The organism is Colwellia sp. MEBiC06753, from assembly GCF_053470325.1.
The window spans coordinates 87,266-113,823 of sequence record NZ_JBQMTM010000010.1; the positions used below are offsets into that span (position 1 = coordinate 87,266).

Sequence of the window (26,558 nt, forward strand, 5' to 3'; positions counted from 1 at the left end):
CACAAAAGTGGAGCGCTAAAAACTGGCATGTTAGCGCTTAGGACGAGCAGTCCGCATCGCCTCGGCTAGTTGCACTACAGCCTCTGCCTGAGCGAACTCATCTACGGTTACCGGCAGCTTTTGACGCCAATTCGGGTGTTCATCAACCGTGCCCGGAATATTAACTTGCTCTTGAATTTCAAGCGCATCTTCCATTGGGATCAACTGAATACGGCTAGGAGCCAGCGCCAAGAATTTCTGAACAGCTAGCGTTAGTTCTCGGTTCATGGTCGCAGGCGCTTGGCTTGGCGCGTTATCCATATCAATCACCTGCATATCATTAAGCGCGGCAATTAAGTTAGCGCGATCATTAATTCGACCTTCGCGATCAGCTACGCCCATCGCCTCATTTGGATAAAGATTAAGTTGCTGGCGCCACTCTAGATCTCGACCCGTCCACCAACCGGTAAGCGTCGGTAAATCATGAGTTGAAATGGTGACCATAGAAAGCTCAGGATACATTTCTGGACGCATAAATAATCCAGATTCCCATGTTTCAAAGTACAGCACTTTATAGCTCAGTAAACCTGAGGCTTGCATGGTTTCACTAAAGCCTGCTGGGACTGTCCCTAAGTCTTCACCAATTACCACACATTTTGCACGACGTGATTCCAAGGCAATAATGCGCAAAATATCATCGAGCGGGAAAGTAATGTACATCCCTTGATTGGCTTTCATGCCAGGTGCTACCCAGTATTGACGCATTAAGCCTAAAATATGATCAATGCGTAAGGCGCCAGCATATTGCATATTACTGCGAAGCGCTTGTACTAAAGGTTGGTAACCTTGTTCTTGCAAAGCTACAGGGTTAATCGGTGTTAAACCCCAATCTTGGCCTAAGGTATTGAGTAAATCAGGTGGTGCGCCAACTGAGGCGCCAGCGACATAAACCGCTTGATCTGACCAGACATCAATACCGCTGCCATCACAACCTACGGCTAAATCAAGATATAAGCCAACAGGCATACCTTGCTGTTTTGCCGTTTGTTTAGCCGCAGTTAATTGGTTATGGGCAAGCCACTGCAAGTAAGCAAAGTAATCAATACGCTCAGCATGACTTTGTTGAAATGCTTTAACCTCAGCAGAATCTGGTGACTGGTAAGCCTCTGGCCATTGGCTCCAACCATAGCAGTTGCTGTCTTTGGCGCGAAAATATTCATAAAGCGCTTCAAAAGTTGTGTGGCGCACAAGTGCTTCACCATTGCTTTGCTTAAATTGCTCAAAGTCTGTGCTGCCTTGTTTAATAAAGTCGTTATATAGAGCTTCTAACACTTGGTATTTTAGGTGAGCAACCGCCACGTAATCGATAAGTTGACTTTGCTTAGCGTGCGCTAGAGTCGCTTGAAAGTCTTTGCTGTTAACAATGGCTTGAGCTGATTTGCAGCCGTTAAAATTATCAACCGCCGTGACATCAATATACATGGTATTTAAGAAACAACGGCTGGTTGGTGAATAAGGACTAATATGCGCAGGATTATTTTGGTACAGCGGATGTAATGGATTTAATCCAATTGCGGATGCGCCTTGTGCCGCTGAGGTTTTTACTAATTCTGCCAGATCGCTAAAATCGCCTAGCCCCCAGTTTTTTTCGCTAGTTAGTGCATAAAGTTGGGCCGCATAGCCCCATAATTTAAATGGTGCGGCTTCTTGTGGGCTGTAACAAGTTTTCGGTGCGTAAATCAGCGGGCAGCTATCTTCAATTGAGCCATGGTTAATGGTGAGTTGGTGATAGCCTTCATCAAGGTCAGGTAATTCAAATAAGAACTTATTGTATTGCGCTATTTTTTCAGGACCATTCGGCGCTTCAAACTTAGCATATTCAACATGGGATAACTGGTTGATAACTTGTTCACCGGTGATTACCTCACCAGCTTCAGTCGTAATGCGCCAACTAAATTGATCGGCAATATCCGATTTAATGCTGATCACTATATGGTGTACAGGCTGCTCAAGTTTTGCAATATGAACATGTGGCAGCATATTGCGCCAAGACTGCTCACGTAATGATGTAATGCTATTGGCTAATGCCTGTTCGTCGTCAGTGTTATAGCCCATGGCCTGTAATAATGCTCGCCTAGCGTCATCATTAGCATGAACTAGGTTACCAAAAGCATCGGTATAACTTTGATGAAAGCCAACTAAATCAGCAAGTTGTTCAATAAGATTACTCATTTATGTTCTCTTTATTAATCACGCTTGGCGTGTGGGTGTAACTGAGTAGCATTAAGCTATGGGCAGATAATTCGACAGAGGCATGTTTGACCGTGACCATCGCTTTATCTTGGCGAAAGTCGGCGGTGTTAATTAATACACCCCAATTACCATCAAGTTCCGGCAGTTGATAATTAATTGCGCGGCTATGGGCGTTAAAAATCACTAATAGTGCATCGTCATCATGTTCATGAGGTAATTCACTTGGGCGATCCTGTTCGGTGTCGGCGAGTAGCATGGCAAAACATTTAATATTCTTATTGTGCCAGTCGCTTTCTTGCATGGTTAAGCCATGACAATTAAGCCAAGAGATATCGGGTAAACCGGTTTTTAGCGATTGCGTTAATCCGTGCTGATAATGAGTACGGTTAAGTAATGGGTGCTCTTTACGAAGCTTTGATAAGGTTTGAACAAATGCCAGCAGCTCACTATCTTGTTTATGCCACTCTAGCCAAGTAATTTCATTATCTTGGCAATAAGCATTATTGTTGCCACGTTGGCTGTTGCCTAGTTCATCGCCCGCCAACAACATTGGCGTACCTTGTGAGATAAACAGCGTCGCCAATAAATTACGTTTTTGTTGTAAACGTTTTTGATTAACACTGACGTTGTCAGTTTCGCCCTCAATACCAAAGTTGCAACTGTAATTTGTACCATGACCATCGCGATTTTCTTCGCCATTGGCTTGATTATGGCGTTGTTCAAAGGTCACCAGATCATGCAAGGTAAAGCCGTCATGAGCGCAAATAAAATTAACACTGGAGCTTGGTCGGCGACTGGGCTTTTCAAAAATATCAGCTGAGCCGTGCAGGCGCTTAGCGAATTCTGGCGACATACCTTCATCACCCCGCCAAAAACGCCGAGCTGTATCTCTAAATCTGTCGTTCCATTCCAGCCAGTTATTAGGAAAACGTCCCAGTTGATAGCCACCTGGACCTATATCCCAAGGCTCGGCAATTAATTTAACTCTCGATAATACGGGGTCTTGGCGTAGCGCAGTAAAAAAGTGATTAGTGTGACTAAAGTGGCTAGTGTTTCTGCCTAAAATAGGGGCTAAATCAAAGCGAAAGCCATCAACCCCCATAGCCTCAACCCAATATCTTAAGCTGTCGGTGACCAGTTGTAATACTCTAGGGTGGTCAATATTTAGCGTGTTGCCACAGCCTGAATAGTTTAAATAAAAGCGTTTATCTTCCGGTTGTAATCGGTAGTAGCTGGCATTATCAATGCCGCGATAACTAAGTGTTGGCCCTAACTCATTGCCTTCTGCAGTATGGTTATAAACCACATCTATAATGACTTCTATGCCAGCTTGGTGGAAGGTTTCCACCATATCTCTAAATTCAATGACATCGGTTGAAGCTAAATAGCGTTGCTGGGGCACAAAAAAGTTAATGCTGTTGTAGCCCCAAAAATTAGTTAAGCCTTTATTGGCAACAAACGGTTCATCAATAAAGCAATGCACTGGCAATAACTCGATGGAAGTTATGCCTAAGTCAGTTAAATAGTTGATAACACTGGCATCGGATAGTGCTCGAAATGTACCGCGAATTTTTTCGTCGATGGCTTGATTAAGCTTGGTAAAGCCTTTGACATGCATTTCATACACTAGGCTATTGCGTCGCCTTACTTGTGGGTGGGTGACACACGGATGAATTGCACTAGTGACCATAGCTTTGGGTATATATTCCGCGTTGTCGGTTATATCAAAGGTTAAGTCTTGCTGTAGCGAGTCATTGTCATAACTGTAATGACTGTCGTGGTGGATAAATTCTCCCACCAATTTTTTAGCATAAGGGTCGAGCAGTAATTTATGTGGATTAAATCGGTGGCCATTATGCGGATCAAATGGACCGTAAACTCGATAGCCGTAAAGTGTGCCAGCAGGTAAGTTAGGTACGAAGCCGTGCCAAACATCATCGGTAAATTCAGGCAAAGTTAAACGCTGAATTTCATGTTCACCGCTGGCATCAAACAAACATAACTCAACTTTTTCGGCATGAGCAGAGAATAAAGTAAAATTCACGCCGCCGTTAATTACCGTTGCGCCCATTGGATATGAGCGACCAGACTTAATCTGATAGTTTGTTTGCATGACAGTCATCTGAATTATTGCTCCAGTGTCAGTATTAGCGTGCTAAGTGGTGGCACGGTAATCGCAATACTATGTGGTTGATTTTGCCAAGGCGTGTCTTGAGTTGAAACACCATCATGGTTACCTTGGTTTGAACCGCCAAAACGCTCTGCATCAGTATTTAAAGCTTCACGGTAATGACCCGCAATAGGCGCGCCCACTAAAAAGTTATGATGAACTTGCGGGGTAAAATTACAGACCACTATAACTGGCGGCTGTTCATCACTTGCTTTGCGAACAAAGGCATAAATTGATTGCTCGGCATTCTCGTGATCTAGCCATTGAAAGCCTTGTGGTTGGCAATCTAGTTGATGCAATGCTGGCGTATTTTTATATAGTTTATTTAACTCTTTAACCAACTGCTGCACGCCTGCATGCCAGCTAATATCAGTTTGTTGCCAGTCGAGTTCGCTGTCGTGATCCCATTCTTTGCCTTGAGCAAACTCACAACCCATAAACAATAATTTTTTACCCGGATGTGCCCACATAAAGCCGTAATATGCGCGTAAATTGGCAAATTGCTGCCAAGTATCGCCGGGCATTCTCGCTAAAATTGAGCCTTTTCCATGCACTACTTCATCGTGACTTAGCGGCAAAATAAAGTTTTCATTAAAGGCGTAAACTAAGCTGAAGCTTAATTCGTTGTGGTGATATTTGCGGTGAATCGGCTCTTTTTTCATGTACTCAAGCGAGTCATTCATCCAGCCCATATTCCACTTGTAACCGAAACCTAAACCACCCATTGACGTTGGTTTAGATACGCCCGGCCAAGAAGTTGACTCTTCGGCAACCGAAAAACTGCCGGGGTATTCGCGATAAAGCTCTTCATTAAAGCGTTGTAAAAATGCTACCGCTTCTAAATTTTCGCGGCCACCGTGCTGATTGGGTATCCATTCACCATAATTGCGGCTGTAATCTAAGTACAACATTGATGCAACGGCATCTACGCGAATGCCATCAACATGAAAACGATCTAGCCAGTGTAGGGCGCTGGCGCGTAAAAAATTAGCAACTTCAGTGCGGCCATAATTATAAACCAGCGTGTTCCAATCAGGGTGATAGCCTTGTTTAGGATCTTGATGTTCGTAAAGGTGTGTGCCGTCAAACTGACTTAAACCATGGCTGTCTACCGGAAAATGACCCGGTACCCAATCGACTAATACGCCGATATCAGCTTGATGGCATTGGTCAACAAAATATCTAAAATCATCTGGCTCGCCAAATCTGGCCGTTGGCGCAAATAAGCCGACAGGTTGATAACCCCAAGAGCCGTCAAAAGGAAATTCACTAACCGGCATCAATTGAACATGGCTAAAGCCCATTTCTTTGACATAAGGAATAAGTTGGTCGGCAATGGTGCGATAGTTAAGGAAGTCGCCATTTTCCGCGCGTTTCCAAGAGCCAAGGTGCAGTTCATAAATGGCAATAGCCGCATCACGGGCATTACGCTGTTCACGTTTGTCCAGCCAGTTTTTATCCTGCCATTTATAGTTTTTACTGCTACCTACAATCGAGGCGGTATCGGGTCGATATTGTGCTTGTACGCCATAAGGATCAGCCTTTAGCGGTAAAACATTACCGTAGTTGTCTTTTAATTCAAATTTATACCGCGCACCTTGTTTGATGTTCGGAATAAAGACATTCCAATAACCGCTGTGGTGAATGTTCTGCATGGGGTGAACGCGGCCATCCCACTGGTTAAAGTCACCGATAACTGATACGGCGCTGGCATTGGGCGCCCATACCGAAAAGCTCACGCCTTTTATATCATGATGCTTTATCAGGTGAGCGCCAAGTACGCGGTAGGGGTGTAAATGATTGCCCTCAGCCAGCAGATGAATATCTAAATCACCTAAGCTTGGTGAAAACTGATAGGGATCGGTAATGAGTTGTGATTTGTCATTAACTAAGGTGCGAAGCTTATAAGTAAAAGGCACTTTGCGGCGTAACTTTTTATAGAACACGCCAGCATCGTCAACTTTGTCGAGCTTAGCCACACTTTTACCCGAGCTTTGTTCAATAACCTCTATGGTTTCGGCATTAGGGTCAAAGGTTGTAATCGTTAAGTAACCTGAATCAATACAGGTTTGTAAGCCAAAGGTTTGATAAGGTTGGGTTACTTTTGCATTGATAATTGCATTGACTGTCGCTTTACTTAACACCGTTGAACTCATTTTACATCCTTTCTAAAGCTAAACTGATGCGCCGAGTTACGGCGCAGCTTGGTTATTGTTCATCACTATTTATTTAGATTTACTCAACTCTTTTATTCTGCACTTTTTATTCAACACAAGGCGACAAATGCCAGATATGATTAACGTAATCTAATATTGAACGATCCGAATTAAACTTACCCATTAACGCGGTATTTAGTATCGCCATTTTTGCCCAACGTTTAGTGTCTCGATAGGCAACATCAAGTGCTTGTTGTGCATCTGAGTATGACTGGAAATCAGCCAAAACTAAATATGGGTCGCCGCCATCAAGCAAGCTGTGTTTAATCGCTGATAATTCATAAGGCTGGCCGGGCGTGAAAAAGTCGCTATCTAGCCAGTCGAGAATTTTGCCGAGTTCTTTATTGGTTTCGTAAAAATCGTATGGGTTATAACCGCCAGCTTTGATAGTTTTAACTTGCTCAACGGTGTTACCGAAGATAAAAATATTGTCGCTACCTACTTCTTCGGCAATTTCAATATTTGCGCCATCTAATGTGCCAATAGTTACTGCGCCATTAAGTGCAAGTTTCATATTGCCGGTACCAGATGCTTCTTTACCTGCAGTGGATATTTGCTCAGAAACATCGGCTGCAGGAATAATTTTTTCAGCCAGGCTGACACGGTAATTCGGTAAAAATACCACTTTAAGCTTATCTTTGATTCGGCTGTCGTTATTGATTTTTTCTGCGACTTTATTGATCGCATAAATAATTTCTTTGGCTAAGTAATAACCCGGTGCGGCTTTGGCACCGAAGATAAATACTCTTGGTTGCATTTCCAGATCAGGATTGTCTAACAAGCGGCTATACAGCGCTAAAATATGCAAAAAGTTTAGATGCTGACGCTTATATTCATGTAACCGCTTAATTTGCACATCGAATATTGCATCTGGACTTACCGTCACCCCAGTAAGCTGCTTGATTTCTTCTGCAAGTTTAACCTTATTATTGCGCTTAATCGCCATAAACTGTTGCTGAAACTTAGTATCATCAGCAAGGTCGCTTAGACGTTGCAAACTGGTTAGTTCTTTTGCCCAATCTTGCTTAATATGCTCGGAGATAAGTGCTGATAACTCTGGGTTACATGCTTTCAACCAGCGACGCGGAGTAATGCCATTGGTGACATTAGTGAGTTTATCTGGCCATAAGCTGTGAAACTCTGGAAATAAGTCCTGCTTGACTAATTTCGAGTGAATTTCGGCAACGCCGTTAACTTTATGTGCTGCAACTACACAAAGGTGAGCCATGCGTACCATACGCTCAGCACCTTCTTCGATAATGGAAAGTTTTGCTCGCATTTGGAAGTCGTGCGGCCATTTGGCGTTCACTTCTTTATTTAAAAACTCTTCATTGATGTGATAAAGAATTTCTAAATGGCGAGGCAGTACCCGTTCAAATAATTTTACCGGCCACTTTTCTAACGCTTCTGGCAGCAAGGTGTGGTTAGTGTAAGCAAAGACTTTACGGCAAATTTTCCATGCGTCATTCCATGACATGGCATAGTCATCGATTAATGTGCGTTGTAATTCTAAAATAGCAATGGTTGGGTGAGTGTCATTTAATTGAATGGCAGTGTTTTTAGCAAAGCCTGCCCAATCAACGCCGTTTAAATGCTGATGACGAGCGATAATATCTTTGATTGAACATACACAGAAGAAATATTGCTGAATAAATCTTAGTTCTTTACCTGCATCGTGTTCATCATTTGGGTAAAGCACTTTGGAGACAATTTCTGCTTGAATATTGGCTTGATGCGCGTGCAGGTAATCGCCGTTATTAAATAAATCCCAGTTAAAAGCATTGTCTGCGCGGCTTTCCCATAGGCGTAATACGTTTACCGTACCAGAGTTATAACCGACAATAGGGACATCCCAAGGTACACCTTTAAAAGTAACACTAGGGTGCCAGATTGACTTAACACTGCCGTCGGCTTGAGTTTGATGTTCAACTTTGCCGTAAAGCGGCACTAGCTGTGTGGCTTTGGGACGACAAATTTCCCAAGGGCTACCAAATTCGCGCCATAAATCGGGTTCTTCAACTTGGCGACCCTGATCAAAACTTTGTTTAAATAGACCGTGTTGATAATGCAGGCCATAACCGGTGGCTTGATAATCAAGGGTAGCTAATGAGTCTAGAAAGCAGGCAGCTAGGCGCCCTAAACCCCCGTTACCTAAGGCTAGATCGGCACCTTGTTCACAAAGGTCAGCTAATTCTAAATCAAATGACTTTAGCGCTTGGTCGGCTGCCTCAAAAATACCCAAATTATGCAGGTTGTTTGATAGCATGCGCCCCATTAAGTATTCTAACGATAAGTAATTAATACTTCTGCTGTTTTTTTCCTGCTGGCGGGCAATTGTTGTGTTTAGCTTAGCAACTACTGTTTCGTTAATGGCTAAACAAGTGGCTGTCCAGTAGGCCTGTTTATCTTCAGAACCTGCGGTTTCAAATAGCGTGTACTGTAAATGGTGTTCGATTCGCTTGGCCAGCTCAGCTGGCGTAATTGTTGATTTAGCCATAGTGAATTCTTATTTTTTAGCAACCTAATGTTGAGATACCAGACAAAGTAACGCACTACTGTTGTCATTTGATGAAACGGCAGCGGTTATAAAAGCGTGTTGACTTAACGCTTTGCTTTCGTTTTTAACATTGTTTATATCGGATTATGCGTAACTTATATACTAGAGCAACAAACTACATACGTATGCATGAATAAATCTCAATTGTCTGGCCATGCATACGTATGCAGGCTGGTTGCACAAATACGGGGGGAATCTTATGCTGGGCGACATCTGAAAATAACGATTGTTTACCGCTATTTTTCATGCGCTCGGGGGACTTTGGGCAGCTTTAGGCAACTTTAGCCATGTATAAAGCTAGTTGAAAATTAGTTGATGTAAGCAACATGGAATTGTCATGCAACAACAACCTTGGTGGCGCGGTGCCGTCATCTATCAAATTTATCCACGCAGTTTTATGGATGCCAATAACGATGGCATTGGTGACTTACAAGGCATTATTGAAAAGTTACCTTATATCCAAAGTTTAGGTGTCGATGCCATTTGGATCTCGCCATTCTTTAAATCACCAATGAAAGATTTTGGTTACGATATCAGTGACTATCGAGACATAGACCCTATGTTTGGCACTATGGCTGATTTTGATGAGTTAATGGCTAAAGCTAAATCGATGGATATCAAGGTGATTATTGATCAAGTATTAAGCCATACTTCTGATCAACATCCTTGGTTTACCGAAAGCCGTACAAGTCGAGATAACGATAAAGCAGACTGGTATGTTTGGGCAGATGCCAACGAAGATGGTACGCCACCAAACAACTGGTTATCTATTTTTGGTGGTGTAGCTTGGCAGTGGGAACCACGTCGTCAGCAATACTATTTACATAACTTTTTAACAGAACAGCCAGATTTAAACTTCCATAATCCGCAGGTGCGCAAGCATGTGCTTGATAATGTTGAATATTGGCTGAAAAAAGGCGTAGATGGTTTTAGACTTGATGCGATTAATTTCTGCTATCACGATGCTCAATTACGTGATAACCCAGCAAAACCTGCAAGCGAGCGTAAAGGCCGTGGTTTTAGTGAAGATAACCCGTATGCCTTCCAATACCATTACTTTAATAATACTCAGCCAGAAAACGTTGCTTTTATGGAGGACATCCGCGCGCTAATTAATAAATATCCTGGCGCGGTGACTTTAGGTGAAATATCGTCTGAAGACTCATTATTAACTATGTCGCAATACACAAAAGGTGATAAGCGTTTACATATGGCGTATAGCTTTGAGTTATTAACTCAAGATTGCTCACCAAAATATATTCGACAAACCATTGAAGAGCTTGAAGCAAATCTTTCTGATGGCTGGCCGTGTTGGGCAATTGGTAATCATGATGTGCAACGTGTTGCTACTCGTTGGAGCCAAGATGAAAAAGCTGAGGCTAACGTTGCTCAGGTTAATATGTACAATGCGATGTTAGCGTCACTTCGCGGCAGCATTTGTACCTACCAAGGTGAAGAATTAGGTTTGGTTGAAGGTGAGATTGCCTTTGAGCAGTTACAAGATCCTTATGGCATAACGTTCTGGCCAAACTTTAAAGGTCGTGATGGCTGCCGTACACCTATTGCTTGGAATAATAGTGACGAGCAAGGTGGATTTTCACAGTCGGAAGACACTTGGTTACCGGTTGTTGATTCGCACAAAGCGCATTCAGTTGCAGTGCAAGAGACAGATCAAGCTTCTGCACTTATTCATTACCGACGCTTTATGAAATGGCGTAAAACTATGCCGACTTTAATGTATGGCGATATTGAGTTTTTAGATGCAGGCGAACAAGTATTGGCGGTAGTTCGCACCTTTGATGGTCAATCAACGCTAGCGGTATTTAACTTCTCTAGCGAAGTTCAGGTATTTAAAGCCTCGGATAACCTATCGTTAGCACTATTAGAAGGCCATGGTTTTAGTCAGTCGACAATAGAAGGTTCAACTATTACGTTAGCACCATTTGGTGCGGCATTTACCGATTGCCAATTAGTAGGTTAACTCTTTAGCAATTTTTTACTTTTTGTTTAACATCCCTTGACCTTTGTCGATGTTTATAGCTTGCTGTAAACATCGACTTTTTTGTTTAAGAAACCTGAATAGCACAAATTAAAGCAATATAAAACAAAGCAATATAAAACAAAGGCGCATAAGCCTAAGCAGCATAAAAGTTAGGTTAATAAGGCTTAAGTGCGATTTGCCTGCCTAGGTCATTCCTTTATATTAACCGAACAGTTTGTTTCGACTGACAACCTCTGTTAGTTCATATTCCTTTATATCATCAGCTAAGTCTTTAATCCCTAGCTCACCTATAGGCTATCTAACCTATTTAAAGCTAGGGCAAATTAATTGCGATAGTCACTAATCTCATCTTATGAGGAATACACGCTAGCTTAATCGCTATTTTTTAGGGTTTTGAGCTTCAACCCTCAACCTTCAATCTTTAACTTTAAACAATATTTGTGACTAGTTATTCATATAATTAGAATAATTACTCCTTTAATGGCGTGTTGTTCGTTAAATTCTACGCCATCAAAAAATGTAATTTAAAATTCACATTGTTAAATTTATGTAAAAACATGAGATAAGTTGTCAATTTAATACGATGGAATTAAAAAAAATGATAATTTTTAATAAAAATTTTGATTAATTTTAAACTAAATTGTTTAAAAGTTGTCCTGAGTGGATTACGAAGATTTTCGCATGAAATCTTAAGGTTGATTTTACGTTAGCTCAGTTAATTTGTAGGGTTTGCGGTGGTGACAAATGAATTTGAAAGTTGCCGCTATTTCGTAGTAATTCAAGATTGCTGTAAAAGTGGTCAGATAAACGTGAAATTTTCACCTGTTACACTCTTGTAAAGCCATATTAGCTGTTTTATAACTAGTTGTCCTTAGTCTTAATGTGCAGTATCTGCATAGCTTATGCATAACTAAGTAATAAAATTAATAATATTTATAAAAAGATAATTATAAACTTTGGGAAGGAAATAACATGTCTACTAAATTCCGTGCTGGTGCACTGGCTATATCAGTGGCTGCGGCACTAGGTACAGCTCCTACGTACGCATTCGACGAAGCTTCTGCTGAAGAGCAGGTTGAAAAAATTGTTGTAGTTGGTTCACGTGCAGCACCTCGATCAATTGCTGACTCAGCAGTACCTGTTGATATTGTTGGTGGTGATGAGTTAGGTAAAAACGCATCGACTGATATGCTTGATATGTTACAAGCGGCTGTGCCGTCGTTTAACGTTCGTCAGCAACCAATTTCTGATGCTGCATCATTTATTCGTCCAGTAAACTTACGTGGTTTATCTTCAGACTCGACACTTATCTTATTAAACGGTAAACGTCGTCACCGTGCATCAGTAATCGCTTTCCAAGGTGGTGGTGTAAACGATGGTGCGCAAGGTCCAGATATTTCTGTTATCCCAAGCGTAGCCTTAAAACAAGTTGAAGTACTTCGTGATGGCGCAGCAGCACAATACGGTTCTGATGCTATCGCTGGTGTAATGAACTTTGTATTAAAAGATGCATCTGACGGTGGTTCAATCTCGGTACGCGCTGGTGAATATTACGAAGGTGACGGTGATCAGTTAGTTGTTGATGGTAATATTGGTTTACCGTTCACCTCTGACGGTTTTGCTAACTTAAGCTTCCAATATAAAAATGCTGATGCAACAAGTCGCAGCGTTCAACGCCCTGATGCACAAGCATTAATTGATGCAGGTAACACTGCAGTAAAAGATCCTGCAATGACTTGGGGTAACCCAGAAATTGAAGATGACATTACCTTATTTGCTAATGTTGGCCTTGATTTAGGTGATGACAAAGAATTCTATATGTTCGGTAATTATTCAGACCGCACAGCAACGGGTGGTTATTACTATCGTAATCCGCAAAATCGTGGCGGCGTATTTACTGACGGTAATGGCGATTTATTAGTAGGCGCAATGGATGGTAATGCAGCGGCATGTCCAAACATCCCAATTACTTCAGACAATATCCTGACACAGCCAGATTACATTGCAAATGTTGCCAACAACGATAACTGTTGGGCATTTAATGAATTATTCCCAGGTGGTTATACGCCGCAGTTTACTGGTGAAATTAATGACACCTCATTTACTGCTGGGGTAAAAGGTGAAATTAAAGGTGGTTTCTTAGATGATGCACTATTTGATATCAGTGGTTCGGTTGGTCGCAATAAGTCAACTTATACACTAGTTGATACTGTTAACCCGTCAATGGGCGCAAATCAGCCTTTAGATAATGCGTTTGAAACTGGTAGCTATATTCAGTTGGAAAAAGCGTTTAACGCGGATATCGTCAAAGGCGTGGAAATGGGCTTAGACGAGCCAGTTAACGTTGCTGCTGGTGCTGAATGGCGTCAAGAAAGCTTTGAGATTGTTTCTGGGGAAGAAGCATCTTGGAAAGCCGGTCCATTAGCGCATCAAGGCTTTGTTGTTGGATCTCACGGTTTTGCTGGTTTCTCTCCTGAATCTCAAGGTATTAATAAGCGTCAAAGTATTGCAGCTTATGTTGATGTTGAAGCACAAATTACTGAAGATTTATTATTAGGTGCAGCATTACGTTATGAAGATTTCTCTTCATTTGGTAATACCACTAACTATAAGTTAACCGCTCAATATGCAATTACAGATAGTCTTTCAATTCGTGGTTCACACTCAACAGGTTTCCGTGCACCGACAGTTGGTCAAGCAAACGTAGTTAATACACAAACTTCATTAGTTGAAGGTGAGTTAGTGCAATCTGCTACTTACCCACCAACTCACCCAGTATCTGCGGTTAAAGGTGGTACAGAGCTTGAGCCAGAAGAGTCAACCAGTTATGCAGTTGGTGTGGTATACCAAAGTGGCGATTTCTTCTTAACAGTTGATGCTTACTCAATTGATGTGGATGATCGCATTGCACAAACAAGTAGCCAAGATATTACGCAAGCCGATGTTGATGCCTTACAAGGTGTTTATCCCAGCCCTGAATTATTGTTAGGTGGTAAAGTTACTTTCTTTGCGAATGACTTTGATACTACTACTCAAGGTGTTGATGTTGTTGCTAACTACAGCATGGACTTATTCGGCGGTGATACGCAATTTAGCTTAGCGTATAACTACAATTCAACTGAAGTAAAAGATCCTGGTCAATTCACCAGTGACTTTAAAATCCGTCGTTTAGAAGAAGGTATTCCAGAGCATCGTGGTACATTAACCATGAAGCAAAGCTGGGATCAAGTAAGCATGTTTATCCGTGCTAACTACTTCGGCGAATGGTTTGCAACACACGCCGATGAGCCAGATGTAGATAGCTCTTACGGCTGGTCAGAAACAGCGGACTCTTCATTTACTTTAGATGCTGAAGTAAGTTACTTCATTAATGATAGCTGGACAGTATCAGCTGGCGCTAACAACATCCTTGATACTGAAGCACAAAAACTTCAGAAAAACGGTGGCGCATACGGCGTAGTTAGCGGTAAGTACTACGAAAGTGGTCCGTTTGACTACAACGGCGGCTTCTACTACGTAAAAGCAACTTACGCATTCTAATCAAATGATTTAGACTATGCTTAAAACTAAAGGCCCAGCTTAGCTGGGCTTTTTTATGGCACTGATAAAAGTATAGGAAGCCTTATGGTGAATGAACAAAAGAACAACCCATTGCATGGTATTACGCTTGAAAAACTATTGACTCAATTGGTGGACGAGATTGGTTGGGAGTCGATGGGGCAGTGTGTCGATATACGCTGTTTTAACCATGATCCGAGTATAAAATCGAGTCTTAAATTTTTACGGAAAACACCATGGGCCAGAGCAAAAGTAGAGGAATTATATATTAATACTTTTCATGGTTTTAAGTGGCCAGAAATCAATAAAGATAAATAATGTTATGTTAGCTACTGTGCATGACCTTTGAAGTTCGGCGACAAAGAAAGCGACTTTGCCAAGCCATAGTAAGAATCAGAATAAAATACATAGCATTAGCAGGCGCTTGAAGATTAAAGTCAACGGTAATATGAATTAACATGCCAATAATAGCGACCATAGTGCCAAAAGCCGTTCCTTTCATTAAGGAATGATGGCGTGTGTACATCGCAAAAGCACTTTGCCATAAACTCAACAGTACTAAAGCGCCAAGCATCAGGGTAATAGGTAAACCTAATTCAATAGCAAACTCTAAATAATCATTGTGAGCATGGTCGTAAAATGAAGTGACATCTTCACCTTGTACTTGAGGAAATACCGTATAAAAACTACCTGAGCCTGTGCCAGTAATCGGAAAGTCCTTGATTAGCGCTAGGCCTTCAATCAGCACTTCATCTCTTGTTTCTTGGGATAAGCTAGTATTAGCGATATGTTCTTTAACTTTATCAATGCCAAACCACGCACCAAAAATAAAGGTATCAATGACAAATAAACTTATCAGCAAAACGGATAAACCTTTGGAGCGATGTTTAAAGTAAATTAAGGCATAAATACCCGTTATTGTTAATGAGATGAAAAATGCGGCGTTGCCCATACGAGAACGAGAAGCAACTAGCCCTATAATGATTATGGCCAGAGCAACGCGCACCGTCGCTTTACCGTTGACTAATGTTGAAATTAAATGTTTAAGCTTAGCGCTTGAAGAGTGATTCGTTTTAGTACTTAAACTTGCGATTAATAAGCCAATGGCTAAGGCACTGGTCAGCAGCATAAAGTTGGCAAAATGATTTTTATAGATAAAACTGCCGGTAGCAAAATGATTGATGTGGCGCTCAAAAATTAATGATGTGTTCCAGCCTGAATATACCTCTACGATACCATAAGTGGCCTGGGCTAAACCTGAGCTGATCATAACCAAAAGTAATAGCTTCAATCGCTTTTCTGTAGTGATTAATAACAGTGTTAGTACGATTAATGCGAGATAGGACAGTCCTTTAAGTAAGTTACCCCAAGTTTCACTGGGATCAAGAGAAATTTGGCTAACGGCATGCTCAGATACTTGAGTTGCAAGTGCTTGATGAGAAGGACTAATAGTGAATAGCCAAGTTTGAGGCAAAGGAACTAATTGAATTAATATCCAGCATTGGACAGCTGCAAAAATTACCAGCAATAGCTTGTATGGCGCTAGCGTATATTGAATGTGTTTTATGGTTGATTGTGATCTACTTAGTGCTATGCTGAACATCACTGTAGCTAGCAATAAAAAAATAACTAACTCATTAAATGACCATGCCCAAACACGGTTGGAACCCAGAGGAATAGGTAGCCAAAATATTAACAGTAAATATATTGAAAATAATAGTTGATTGAATTTAGGCTGATTGGAGTTAGACATTGAGCTGAGTAATATTATTTTTATAAGACATCAAAAAAGGCCCTATATGGGCCTTTATTATCTAGCACAAGTATTAGTTATTTGATGCTGCGTTTGTTGACTCGCCAGAGCCGCCATTACGACCACCTATCGCTGGTGGAACTGTTGCCGCAGATGCAGGAATTATTGCTGAATTACCGCCAGCGGTTGGTTCAGAAAGTGTAGCTGGATCACCACCACCAGCAATAGCTGCTAGTAAAATATCTGTCGGTAATATTAAGTTAGTATCTGCAGCAATTTGCATTAACTGTTGATGTTCGCTTGGTAATGTTGCAGATATGGCCACTTCAATAATTTGATCGGCAATGGTTGGGCACGACAATAAATAATCGGTCATCGTCGCTGCAACATCACTGCCATCGGCAGCTGCCCTTAAAATTTCAGTATTAAAAGCCGAGCAATCAACAACTTGGTTGGCTGAACCAGCTGCACTTTCTTGTGCAAACGATACCAAGCTGGTAGCGCTAAGCATCAGCATTATCCCTAAAATTGCTTTTTTCATTGTTTATCTCCGATCATGTTCCAGCAGTTTGCAGAACTATTGTTATAGTTTATTAACGAACGACTAAAAAAGCAACAAAGCTGTTACAGGGTTATTTTGTTTTTCCCCCAATGTTATTGGGCTTTCCAATATAATAGCCTTGGAAATAGTCAACGAATAATGCACTTAATTCGGCAAGTTGTTGAGCATCTTCAATCAGTTCTGCTATTACCTGAATATTAAGGTTGTGGGCTATGTTCACTAGTGATTGAATAAATAATTGATTTTCTTTGGATTCAATTATTTGTTGGCAATAACTGCCGTCGATTTTAACAAAGTCAGGTTTTAATTGAGTCAAATGAGTAAACGAGGCAGTGGTTGAGCCAAAATGCTCTAAGGTGACTTTACAGCCTAAGTTTTTCAGTTGGTTAACCAAGCTTACTGTAGCTTCAACCTGATTAGCAATGCAGTGCTCACTGATCTCAAAGGTAATATAAGGACATAGTGGTTTTACTTGAGCTAACACATTAAGTAGCCAGCTGGTAAAGCTTTGATCACAAAGGGAAGCATTACTGACATTAATGGCAATATTAAGCGGGTTACTAGATAAAATATCTAAACATTTGGCCACTACTTGTTTGTCAAAAACGCTAGTTAAGCCATATTTATCAGCAACTAACATTAATTGACTCATAGAAACTTCTTTGCCAGCGTCATCTAAACGAGCAAAGATTTCATAATATTGGATTTGACTCTCGACATTTTTGATTGGTTGAGCGACTAACTTGATTGCATCTTTATTTAACAACTCTTCAAGGTGTTCTTTCCAGTCCATAGTTTCTTGAGGAATAGAAACTTCACGTGCAAAAGCCCAAGCTTTGTTTGATAACTGAGCTTGTGAAAGGGCATCGTCTGCTTCAGCCATGACCTGTCGTTGATCTTTATTTGGCGTTAAAGTTGTGACGCCAATATGGGCAAAATGCGATAAATTATTGCGCGTTGGTGCCTTTGAAAAATCAGTGACTAATTGCTCAATAACATACTGACCTTCTTGCAATGGTTGTCCTTCTGAAATAACGGCGAAGTCAGCACCACCAATACGATAAAGTTTGTCATTGGTTGATATATGGCGACAAATAATTTCAGCTGCTTGTAAAACGTATTCATCACCAGCGCTATAGCCTAACGATTTATTCACATCATTAAGGCCTGTTAATCGGATAATATATACCAAGCCGCTTACCGCTTTTTCCTGACTAGCAAATACTGAATCTAGCTGGTTATTAAAGGCACGGCGATTGGGAATTTGGGTCAACTCATCGACAAAGGCAAATTGTCGATACTTTTCTGTTTGTTGCGTAAGTTCATGAAACATGTTTTTTAAGGTAGATGACATACGGTTCATCGCATTAACAAACAAGTTTAGCTCTTTGGGTTTTGGCAGTTTATCGACTAAGACAAAATTACCCTGACAAATTTGGTCTGCTTGATTGGCAGCGCGCTGAATGGGTGTAGTAATGGCTTTCAGTAGAATAAAGACCAAGCTACCTGCGAAAATAAACAGGCCAATAATCATCCATAGAATGTCTTTGCTGCTTTGCCATAGTTGCTTGTAAGCATGTCCAGGATGTGTGGTGAGCGATAGCGTTCGAGGATGTTGCCAGTTGATCAAAAACTCCGTGGTGCCAGACGGTGCGTCAATGGGAAATAAATTGATAAACCACGTTGGAATTGCATCATTTTGGCTAGTATTGGTGAGTCGATAAATAACATTACTGTTGTGATCAACTAAGGTAATGTCTTGATAATAACCACTATCAAAGATGACATTCATTCGTACTTCGGCAATCGCTTGGTATAGCTCAGGATCATTGGCACTTTCTGAGTCTGCTTGAATCGTGTGGCCAAGTGACGTCGCAGCATCTTGAGCATGAACTGACAATTGCTGACTAATAAAGTTTTTAGTATTGGTTATATTTATCCACAGCGTTACGGTAAACACTATGGTTAGCACTAATACTAAACCTAAATATAACTGTTTTGATAAACTCATAACGTTCTCTTTTTATTGGTTATTCGTTATTGACCTTGGTTTATGCGGTTAAGCATGGTTTCCCACATCCCGTGGCTGTTATTCCGTAATTTTTTTCCTCTGCCTTGAGCTTTTGCAGCCCATAAGCCATCACCATTAAAGCTATAAACAGGCTTTAAATCGCGGCGTAAATTAGCAGGAAGAATATGTTTGTTGATATTGTCTAAAATTAACGGCATTGCTTCTGGGGTTTCGAAGTAGGCCAATACCATATGCGCTTGTTTTAAACGTAATGCTTGCACATACATTAAGCGCAACTTGTCTGGCGCTATGCCCATTGCCGTTAAGGTAAAATATTTTGCTATGGTGAAGTCTTCACAATCACCGGCGTTTTTACCTAAAAATTCAATTGGTGTCGCCCAGTAATCATTTTGTTGCCAAACACGAATATCGTCGACAAATCTAACTTCGTTAAAAAAACGATTTACTTGCTGGAGCTTTTCATTGTCGTCAGTGTCTTGGTAGTCATTAATTAATAATTGCCAAGATTGCACACGTGATTTTGCCTCTTCACCGTACTCTTGTTCGACAGAGTCAAAGATGCCGTCAGGAAATAAACTAATGGGTAAATTGGCAAAGGTTAAACAGCTCAACAAAAAACCAAAGGAAAGGCTTGTTAATTGATAGCGATTAACCACTCTATTCGTTAACAAATTAGCTCCTAATGATTGTTTGTGAAAGCATCTTATTGTTATGATTAAGGACAATCAATTGATTTTGCTAACCTAATCTTATTTTATCTTTTTATTAAGATTTATTGGCGATGCAATTACATACTAACAGAATGGATTTAGTTTGAGCCAACATCTTCATCGCGCCACGATAATAAAAAAAGCGATTTCTAGCTCTTTTCTGTCAAAGTTAGTGAGTTTTGCTTTCCAAATATTTTCATTGCCGCTTTTAGTTGCTTTTCTTGGGGTTGATGATTTTGCCATTTATTCGGTACTGGTCACTGCGGTTGGCTGGGTTTTTTTGTTATCAAGTGGTATATCGCCTGCAGTTACTAGAACCGCTGCTCGCAACGGCATAGCTAAGTTGACCAAGCTAGTTTATAGCTTGGCTCAACGAGCAACGGTTTATATTGCATTAATCAGCTTAACGATTGGTCTTGGTTTAGTCGTATTTTTTGCTGGCAATGGCCAGGTATATAAATTTGCTATTCAAGATGTATGGTTAATGTTGGGGCTATCCTTGCCTATTCTTTACCTTTCGGTTGCTGACTCTTTTCGCCAAGGCATGGGGCAACAACATTACAACAATTACTACGCGGCTATTGCTAGCGCTCTTTCGATCGTGGGCATCTTTGTTCTTAGTCAAAGTGCAATTGATAACCACAATAGAATTAGCATCGTCATACTTGTTATGTATGGGCCTATTTTGTTAGTGAAATTGCTGAATAGTTTTCAGGTCAGCCAGCAATTACACTCACCAGCAGCAATAAAAAATAAGCAAGCTCATAAAAATAGCAAGCGATTGCTTTTAGCTGTATTTGGCATTGGCATGGCAAATATATTGATTCAGTTGGCGGTGCTTTTAAATAAAAATATTGTATCGTTTTACTTAATTGATGAGAGTTTGTTAGCCATGGCGAAACTGGAAATGGCGTTTCGTTATTTCACTATTGCAGGTACGTTTTTTGCCACTATTCAAATGCCTCTGTGGCCTCTTTTAGCTGCTGCGCAAAAACGTAAAGACTATCGTTGGATAGCTAAGTGTCAGCAATTATTGGTGATGGGGTTTGTATTAATTAGCCTTATTTTATTAATGATTATGTCGGTATATGGCTCGCAAATTTTAGCGTTATGGTCCGGTAATGCTTTATTTGTTTCAGGGCATGAAATGAGCTTAGTATCTTATTATTTTATTACCATAGCACTTAACCAAGCTCATATTATTGTACTTATGGGGCAAGGAAAGTTCGGTTTTATCGCTAAGGCGCTATTAGCTGAAAGTGGCTTGTTGTTGGTATTAATTACTAGTGGCCTTTTTGAGCAACATCTGGCTGGTATATTAATGTCCTTAATTGTCGCACGAATACTCACATCAGCTCCGATGTTAGTCACTAAAGTATGGTTGGCTGGTAATAAGGAAACTAGCAATGGTGGCTAATATTCACTTTGTAAGTTATGCGGCAGGGGCGTTTCAGAAGAACATTTCTGCTAATCGATTTTTCGCTAAATTATTTTTGCGTCCAAAGTCTATTAACTTTTATTGTCGAGGTGATTTAGTCAAGACGCCATTTTATCGAGATAATCGAGATGTGCTTGACGAACCGAGAGGAGCGGGTTATTGGGCTTGGAAGCCATTTTATATTTTAGAGTGCATGAAGCATGTTCCTGATGGTGATTTTGTTATATATCACGACTGTGGTTTTGGTTATCGCTTTAAGCAATTTATTTACCCTAAGTTATTGCTTACATTTGCAGATCAATTTGGCGCGGTTCCCGGTATCTTTATACCAGAGCATGGTGCTAATAAGCGATGGACAAAGCAGATAGTATTTCAGCAATTAGGTTGTAACCAAGGCTACTTCAAAAATAAACCTCAAATTCAGGCGACTTTTTCGATCTGGAAAAATACAGCTGAAAATCGTGATTTTATTGAATCTTGGTTAGCGGCATGTGTTGACCGTAGCTTAGTGACTGACGATGTTATTGCTGGCGTAGATAATGATCTGGAATTTATTGAGCATCGACACGATCAATCTCTGTTAACATTACTAGCATTAAAAGCTAAGTTAAAAGTGCCTAATGCTGATGATGAAGTTATCCCTTTTAATAAGTCTGTCAGTATGGTGGAGTTGTTTTTTCGAGCGAAACACTCTCGTTGGTACGCCTTCTTCTATTCACTTTTATTAAGACTTGGTCAATGGCGGAAGCGATGAAAGTATGTTTAGTTGACCCAATAGGTTCGGGTCACCACAGTGAGTATGTAAAAGCTGTTTTGACTCGTTTTGCTGAGCTAGGCGTTCAAGTTCATTTTATTGGCGCTGCTAACGTTGCTCAAGAGATTAAAGGCGATATCAATAGCTACACGGTTTTAGATATCGAACAAAAAACGGGTTTTCTCTCTAAAGAACTTAGTAAAGTGGAATTTATTAAACAGGTTTATGAAACAGCTATCCAAAGAAAATGTCAGCTCATTCATTTTTTGTATTTAGATCGAAATATTCGAGCGCTATATCGCTCAAAATGCATTAGCAAGTTACCAACGGTAGCTACATTGCATTGGGGTTATATGATTTCAAGCGTGTGTCAAACTTATCGTCAAAAACTGGTGGGATTTATTGATTCTTTATTACTTAAAAACCTTACTAATAAAGGATTACTGCTTTGTGTTCATTCTGAGAGAGTAGCGTCGCTATTATCATGTCGAGAAGGGGCTGTATCTTCATTGAACTACCCGATAAAAAGTAGTTATAAGTTTAATGAACAAGAACGAAACCAATATAGAGAAGAACTTGGAGTTGAGCAGGGTGAAAAATTATTGCTGTGCTTTGGTGGCACAAGACGGGATAAAGGAGCGGATAAGGCTCTTAAGTCGATAGTACTTTTACCTGAACAGTATAAATTGCTAGTTATTGGTGCTGAGCAAGATATTCTTTTCAGTGATTTAGCTCAATTAGCTGACAATCTAGGTATAAACCACCGAGTGATTTTAAAAAAACAATTTGTTGAAGATGATAAAGTCAATCAAATATTTTCAGCTGCGGATTGTTTGTTATTACCCTATGACGAATCGTTTTCTGGTCAAAGTGGACCGTTAACAATTGCTGCCGCTGTTGGCGTGCCAGTTATCGCGTCTAATTCGCTTGTATTGGAAGAGTCCATTAGAAAGTATAATCTCGGCCAAATCCATCAATGGAGGGAGATGGACAAACTGCAGTCACTATTAGCAAATATTGACACTTCAAATAAAAAAGGGATGCAAGATTTTATCGATGCAAGTAGTTTCAATAAATTTAGCCAGAGCAATGTTTTGAATTACCAGAAATTTATTTCTCAAGGCTGTGAGTAAAATCAAAATTGTATGAACGCTATACGAATTAACGGCCCTCAAATTGGCTTCGTCCTATACTTTTGCGGGGTATTCATATCTTGGCAAATACAGGCGTTGGGTTTTCTACCACGATTCTTAGATATTGGTCTAATTTTAATTTTATCTGTAAGTTTGATTTTTTTGGGAAGGGCTCGACGTCGAAACGAAGATGGACAGAATTCATTCTTAATAATTTCTTTACTATTTCTACTAGTATACGCGCTAGTTAGCTCGATAATCGTGGGAGATATTAAAAACCTCATTTGGTGTATATTTGGTTTGGCTTCAGCCTTGGCCTTTTATTTACTCGATTTCGATAAAATCAACATTGGTAAGTATGCATTTTATTTTGCTTTTCTTAGCTGCCTTATTTATTTTTTTCAGCTTTCTAATAATTCTTCAATAACAGTAAACGCACTAGTCAGGTATACGGTATTAGAAGGAAATGAAGCATTTGGTTTGGCTTCATATACGGCAATATCAGCGCTTTGCTTTTCAGTTGCTTTAATAAACAACAAGCTATCGTACCGTAAATTGTTTTTGTTATTTTCACTTCAGCTTTTAGTTATTTTTATCGTACTTATTTCTGGCACTAGATCGCCATTGTTTGGCCTGTCCGCAGCTTTGATGTACATAAACTGGAGATTATTTCGTCATCCAGTAGCAATCTCTAGAAAACTAAATATAATTTTCTTCGGTATTGTTGCTGTTGTGGTATGCATTTCTCTATTTGATAGCGTAGCAATACGCTTTATTACATTTATCGATTTTTTAAATAATGGCTTGTTAACACTATTCAATCGAGGTGGATATTATGCTGATGCTGCCGCTTTATCTCGTGTATATCAAAGGGAAATAGCATTTGAGCACTTTTTTAATCACTTTTACTTTGGAGCGGGTTTTAAAAATTTTTGGGTAGACTTTCCTATATTGCAAGCATTCTCAAACGGTGGTGTGTTTTTAGGTGTCATTTATTTTTTAGTGTACTTTGTTTACCCTTTTTTCTATTCATTACGTACATTATTTATTGAAGCTGAACCAAGCGCTGTAAGGCAGCTAATTGCTCTGATTTACATCATCAATTCACCACGACTGTTTCTGCATGGACAGCCATATGATTGGCAACACATGGTTTATGTTATTCCAGCGATTATGCTTTTTTCTCGATATAAACGTAAGGTGTAGCAGATGAAAGAGAAGAAGCTACTCATCATTCAACCTTATTTGACACGCTATCGCATACCCGTATTTCTTACTCTCAAGAAAAGTTACGATCTCACTGTGGTGGCAAGTGAATCTGACTCATTTGGTCAATTTGATGATGTAGAGAAGCGTGAGTTAAATGTATGCATTAGCGAAACCAAATCTTTTTTTGGAGGGAAACTGTTTTGGCAGAGCAAAGTGCTGAGCATGCTTTTTAAGCGCAAACCAAATAAAGTATTCGTAGCTGCAAATCCTAGATACTTAAGTTCTTGGTGTTTGCTTTTATTAGCGAAGTTAACGCGCAAGCAGATTTATTTACATGGGCAAGGAAGGTATAACAAAACTGATTTAACAGCGTTGCAGAAAACTCAATATTGGCTTTATGAAAAGCTGTGTCATCGTTATATTTGTTATACAGAGTATTGTCAGCGCTCATTGCTGGCAACCGCTATCTATCCAAAGACTGTGGTTGCTGAAAATAGCATTACCAATAAATGTCCTATTAGCACAAGAAACTCTTTTGAATTAGGTATCTTATATATTGGACGATTAAGGGAGCAATGCAATTTAGAGCTTTTATTATCAGCAGTTGAGCAGATAAACAAACGAGGTAGTCTAAAGGTTAAATTGCACGTTATTGGTGAAGGGAACGAACTAGAAAGCTTTCAGAAAGCTCAATCAGAGCATGAAGAGTTTTATGGTGAGTTGTATGATCAGGGGTTAATAAGAGACATTGCTAGTAAGTGTTTTGCAGGGTGTTACCCGGGAGATGCAGGATTAAGTATTTTACATTACATGTCGTTATCTTTAGTACCTATTGTTCACGATAAAATGGCGCAACATATGGGGCCAGAACCTAGTTATATCACTCATAAACATAATGGGATGTTGTTCAAACGTGATGACCTAGCATCGCTTGTTGAAACAATTGATTGGCTGTTAAATAACAAAGTGCTAGCTGCTAAAATGCAAGTGCGAGCGTTTGACTCTTACCATCAATTAACTAACCCCTCTCTAGGTCAGCGATTGTCAACTATTTTAAACAGCTAGTGATTAATTGATATCATTTTACGCAATAGCGAGTGTAGTTGAATTTTAGATTTGTCTAGTAGTTGATTAAATTGTTCAATTCGCTCTTGCTTGGCATTGTTTGTAAATAATCTACTCACTTTTGCAGAAATTAAACAACTAACAATATTTTCAGCAATGTCATTTTCCCCATTGAAAGAGTAACCATTTAAGTTATTAATTACAGCTTTCATGCAGCCTTGCTCAGTACCAATTAACAGGGCGCCAGCGGATGCAGCTTCATAAAGTACCAGAGGCTCTGCTTCATTTTGATATGAAGATGGAAAGATAAAACAGTCAAGTGTTTGATAAAATGCATCTTTATCTTGATTAAAAAGTGGTCCCAGATATTCTAACTGAGGTATCTCCTTAATGGCGTGTACCACTAATTTTTTCGTTTCATCATCAACAAATGGACCAGCTAGCTTTGCCTTAAATTCAATATTTCTAATACTCAATTTTTTGCATACCTCAATAAACGTAAAAGTGCCTTTTGCTTCACACAAGTTAGCTAAATGGCCAAGTTGAATGACAGAATTTTGTAACGCTTTAAGGGAGACTGGCTTAAATAGTGCCAAGTTAGACACTTCAATAATACAGCTTTCATCAATGCCATATCTCTCAGACAGTAACAGCTTCATTTTGGTACCTAAAACAACATGTGTAGCGCTTTTTCCTGCTACTTTATTGACCAAGAAGAAGAGTGTGCTTTTTTTATTAAGGTAATTAAAGGAATGATGGTGAATAAATATTTTGTTTAGAAATATACGTGCAACAAGGAGATAAAATACATCGTAAATTAGGCCAAAACCACCGTTTATTGGCCGATAAAAGCTTCCGTAAATATTAGTAAATGAGACAATTAATAGGTATATCAAACAATAAATTGTATGCAGAAGTTTTACTAAACTCCAAATTAGGCTGCTTAGGTAGCTGCTATTGAATAATCTTGCTGCATAGGACGGTGCAGAGTTAATTGTTATGAACTTTGCATTGTAGTCTTGAGTGTGACTCTTTACTGCTAAATTTACATTTGACATGCCATGTACTGGTTTGGGGAGATCCATCACATAAATCAAAACTAACGTCCTATGCTATAACGAGTTGAATAAGTAGTACTTTCTTCGCTATCTTAAATTTCAGCTGTAA

Annotated in this window: 17 protein-coding genes; 8 read left to right on the plus strand and 9 right to left on the minus strand. The window is 39.9% G+C overall.

The genetic code is table 11. From position 1 onward, the window contains the following. Positions 1-30: 30 nt before the first annotated feature. The 4 genes from malQ to ACOB82_RS09630 form a co-directional block, all read right to left on the minus strand. On the minus strand, positions 31-2,211 hold the full coding sequence (gene malQ / locus ACOB82_RS09615) for a 4-alpha-glucanotransferase (RefSeq protein ID WP_448212770.1): 2,181 nt from the start codon (positions 2,209-2,211) through the stop codon (positions 31-33). After that, a complete protein-coding gene (glgX, locus tag ACOB82_RS09620) occupies positions 2,204-4,354 on the minus strand; it encodes a glycogen debranching protein GlgX (protein WP_448212771.1) in 2,151 nt (716 codons plus the stop codon). Before glgX ends, malQ begins: the two co-directional genes overlap by 8 nt. A gap of 5 nt (positions 4,355-4,359) precedes the next feature. After that, positions 4,360-6,558 (minus strand): 1,4-alpha-glucan branching protein GlgB, encoded by a 2,199-nt coding sequence (gene glgB, locus ACOB82_RS09625; RefSeq protein ID WP_448212772.1) that lies wholly within the window; start codon positions 6,556-6,558, stop codon positions 4,360-4,362. A 106-nt stretch (positions 6,559-6,664) separates the two neighbouring features. After that, positions 6,665-9,115, minus strand: coding sequence for a glycogen/starch/alpha-glucan phosphorylase (locus tag ACOB82_RS09630; RefSeq protein ID WP_448212773.1), 2,451 nt, complete (start codon positions 9,113-9,115; stop codon positions 6,665-6,667). 397 nt (positions 9,116-9,512) lie between these two features. Here ACOB82_RS09630 and ACOB82_RS09635 point away from each other — a divergent pair, with 397 nt between their 5' ends. The 3 genes from ACOB82_RS09635 to ACOB82_RS09645 all read left to right on the plus strand — a co-directional run bounded on the left by ACOB82_RS09635 (position 9,513) and on the right by ACOB82_RS09645 (position 15,053). Continuing rightward, the gene (locus ACOB82_RS09635; RefSeq protein WP_448212774.1) at positions 9,513-11,156 is read left to right on the plus strand and encodes an alpha-glucosidase family protein; all 1,644 of its coding nucleotides are present in this window, start codon (positions 9,513-9,515) and stop codon (positions 11,154-11,156) included. Positions 11,157-12,149: 993 nt separating this feature from the next. Further along, positions 12,150-14,717, plus strand: a complete 2,568-nt coding sequence (locus ACOB82_RS09640) for a TonB-dependent receptor plug domain-containing protein (RefSeq protein ID WP_448212775.1) — start codon at positions 12,150-12,152, stop codon at positions 14,715-14,717. Between the two features lie 87 nt (positions 14,718-14,804). Continuing rightward, entirely contained in the window at positions 14,805-15,053 is a 249-nt protein-coding gene (locus ACOB82_RS09645) for a VF530 family protein (RefSeq protein WP_448212814.1), read from the plus strand. A gap of 7 nt (positions 15,054-15,060) precedes the next feature. On the opposite strand, the gene ACOB82_RS09650 is transcribed toward ACOB82_RS09645, so the two are convergent. The 4 genes from ACOB82_RS09650 to ACOB82_RS09665 all read right to left on the minus strand — a co-directional run bounded on the left by ACOB82_RS09650 (position 15,061) and on the right by ACOB82_RS09665 (position 19,753). Further along, positions 15,061-16,338, minus strand: coding sequence for an O-antigen ligase family protein (locus ACOB82_RS09650; RefSeq protein ID WP_448212776.1), 1,278 nt, complete (start codon positions 16,336-16,338; stop codon positions 15,061-15,063). 223 nt (positions 16,339-16,561) lie between these two features. After that, positions 16,562-17,029 (minus strand): hypothetical protein, encoded by a 468-nt coding sequence (locus ACOB82_RS09655; RefSeq protein WP_448212777.1) that lies wholly within the window; start codon positions 17,027-17,029, stop codon positions 16,562-16,564. 91 nt (positions 17,030-17,120) lie between these two features. Beyond that, positions 17,121-19,061, minus strand: a complete 1,941-nt coding sequence (locus tag ACOB82_RS09660; RefSeq protein WP_448212778.1) for a bifunctional diguanylate cyclase/phosphodiesterase — start codon at positions 19,059-19,061, stop codon at positions 17,121-17,123. Between the two features lie 26 nt (positions 19,062-19,087). After that, entirely contained in the window at positions 19,088-19,753 is a 666-nt protein-coding gene (locus ACOB82_RS09665; protein WP_448212779.1) for a transglutaminase-like cysteine peptidase, read from the minus strand. Between the two features lie 142 nt (positions 19,754-19,895). On the opposite strand from ACOB82_RS09665, the gene ACOB82_RS09670 reads away from it, so the two are divergent. The 5 genes from ACOB82_RS09670 (at position 19,896) to ACOB82_RS09690 (ending at position 25,391) form a co-directional block, all read left to right on the plus strand. Then, a complete protein-coding gene (locus ACOB82_RS09670; protein ID WP_448212780.1) occupies positions 19,896-21,209 on the plus strand; it encodes a hypothetical protein in 1,314 nt (437 codons plus the stop codon). Then, positions 21,199-21,984 carry a hypothetical protein gene (locus ACOB82_RS09675; protein WP_448212781.1) on the plus strand — a complete coding sequence of 262 codons (786 nt, stop codon included), beginning with the start codon at positions 21,199-21,201 and terminating at the stop codon, positions 21,982-21,984. Before ACOB82_RS09670 ends, ACOB82_RS09675 begins: the two co-directional genes overlap by 11 nt. After that, positions 21,969-23,117 (plus strand): glycosyltransferase family 4 protein, encoded by a 1,149-nt coding sequence (locus tag ACOB82_RS09680; RefSeq protein ID WP_448212782.1) that lies wholly within the window; start codon positions 21,969-21,971, stop codon positions 23,115-23,117. Before ACOB82_RS09675 ends, ACOB82_RS09680 begins: the two co-directional genes overlap by 16 nt. A 261-nt stretch (positions 23,118-23,378) precedes the next feature. Continuing rightward, a complete protein-coding gene (locus ACOB82_RS09685; protein ID WP_448212783.1) occupies positions 23,379-24,323 on the plus strand; it encodes a hypothetical protein in 945 nt (314 codons plus the stop codon). Positions 24,324-24,326: 3 nt separating this feature from the next. Continuing rightward, positions 24,327-25,391 carry a glycosyltransferase family 4 protein gene (locus ACOB82_RS09690; RefSeq protein ID WP_448212784.1) on the plus strand — a complete coding sequence of 355 codons (1,065 nt, stop codon included), beginning with the start codon at positions 24,327-24,329 and terminating at the stop codon, positions 25,389-25,391. Here ACOB82_RS09690 and ACOB82_RS09695 read toward each other — a convergent pair. Further along, a complete protein-coding gene (locus ACOB82_RS09695) occupies positions 25,388-26,449 on the minus strand; it encodes a glycosyltransferase family 4 protein (protein WP_448212785.1) in 1,062 nt (353 codons plus the stop codon). The genes ACOB82_RS09690 and ACOB82_RS09695 overlap by 4 nt on opposite strands. Positions 26,450-26,558 lie beyond the last annotated feature (109 nt).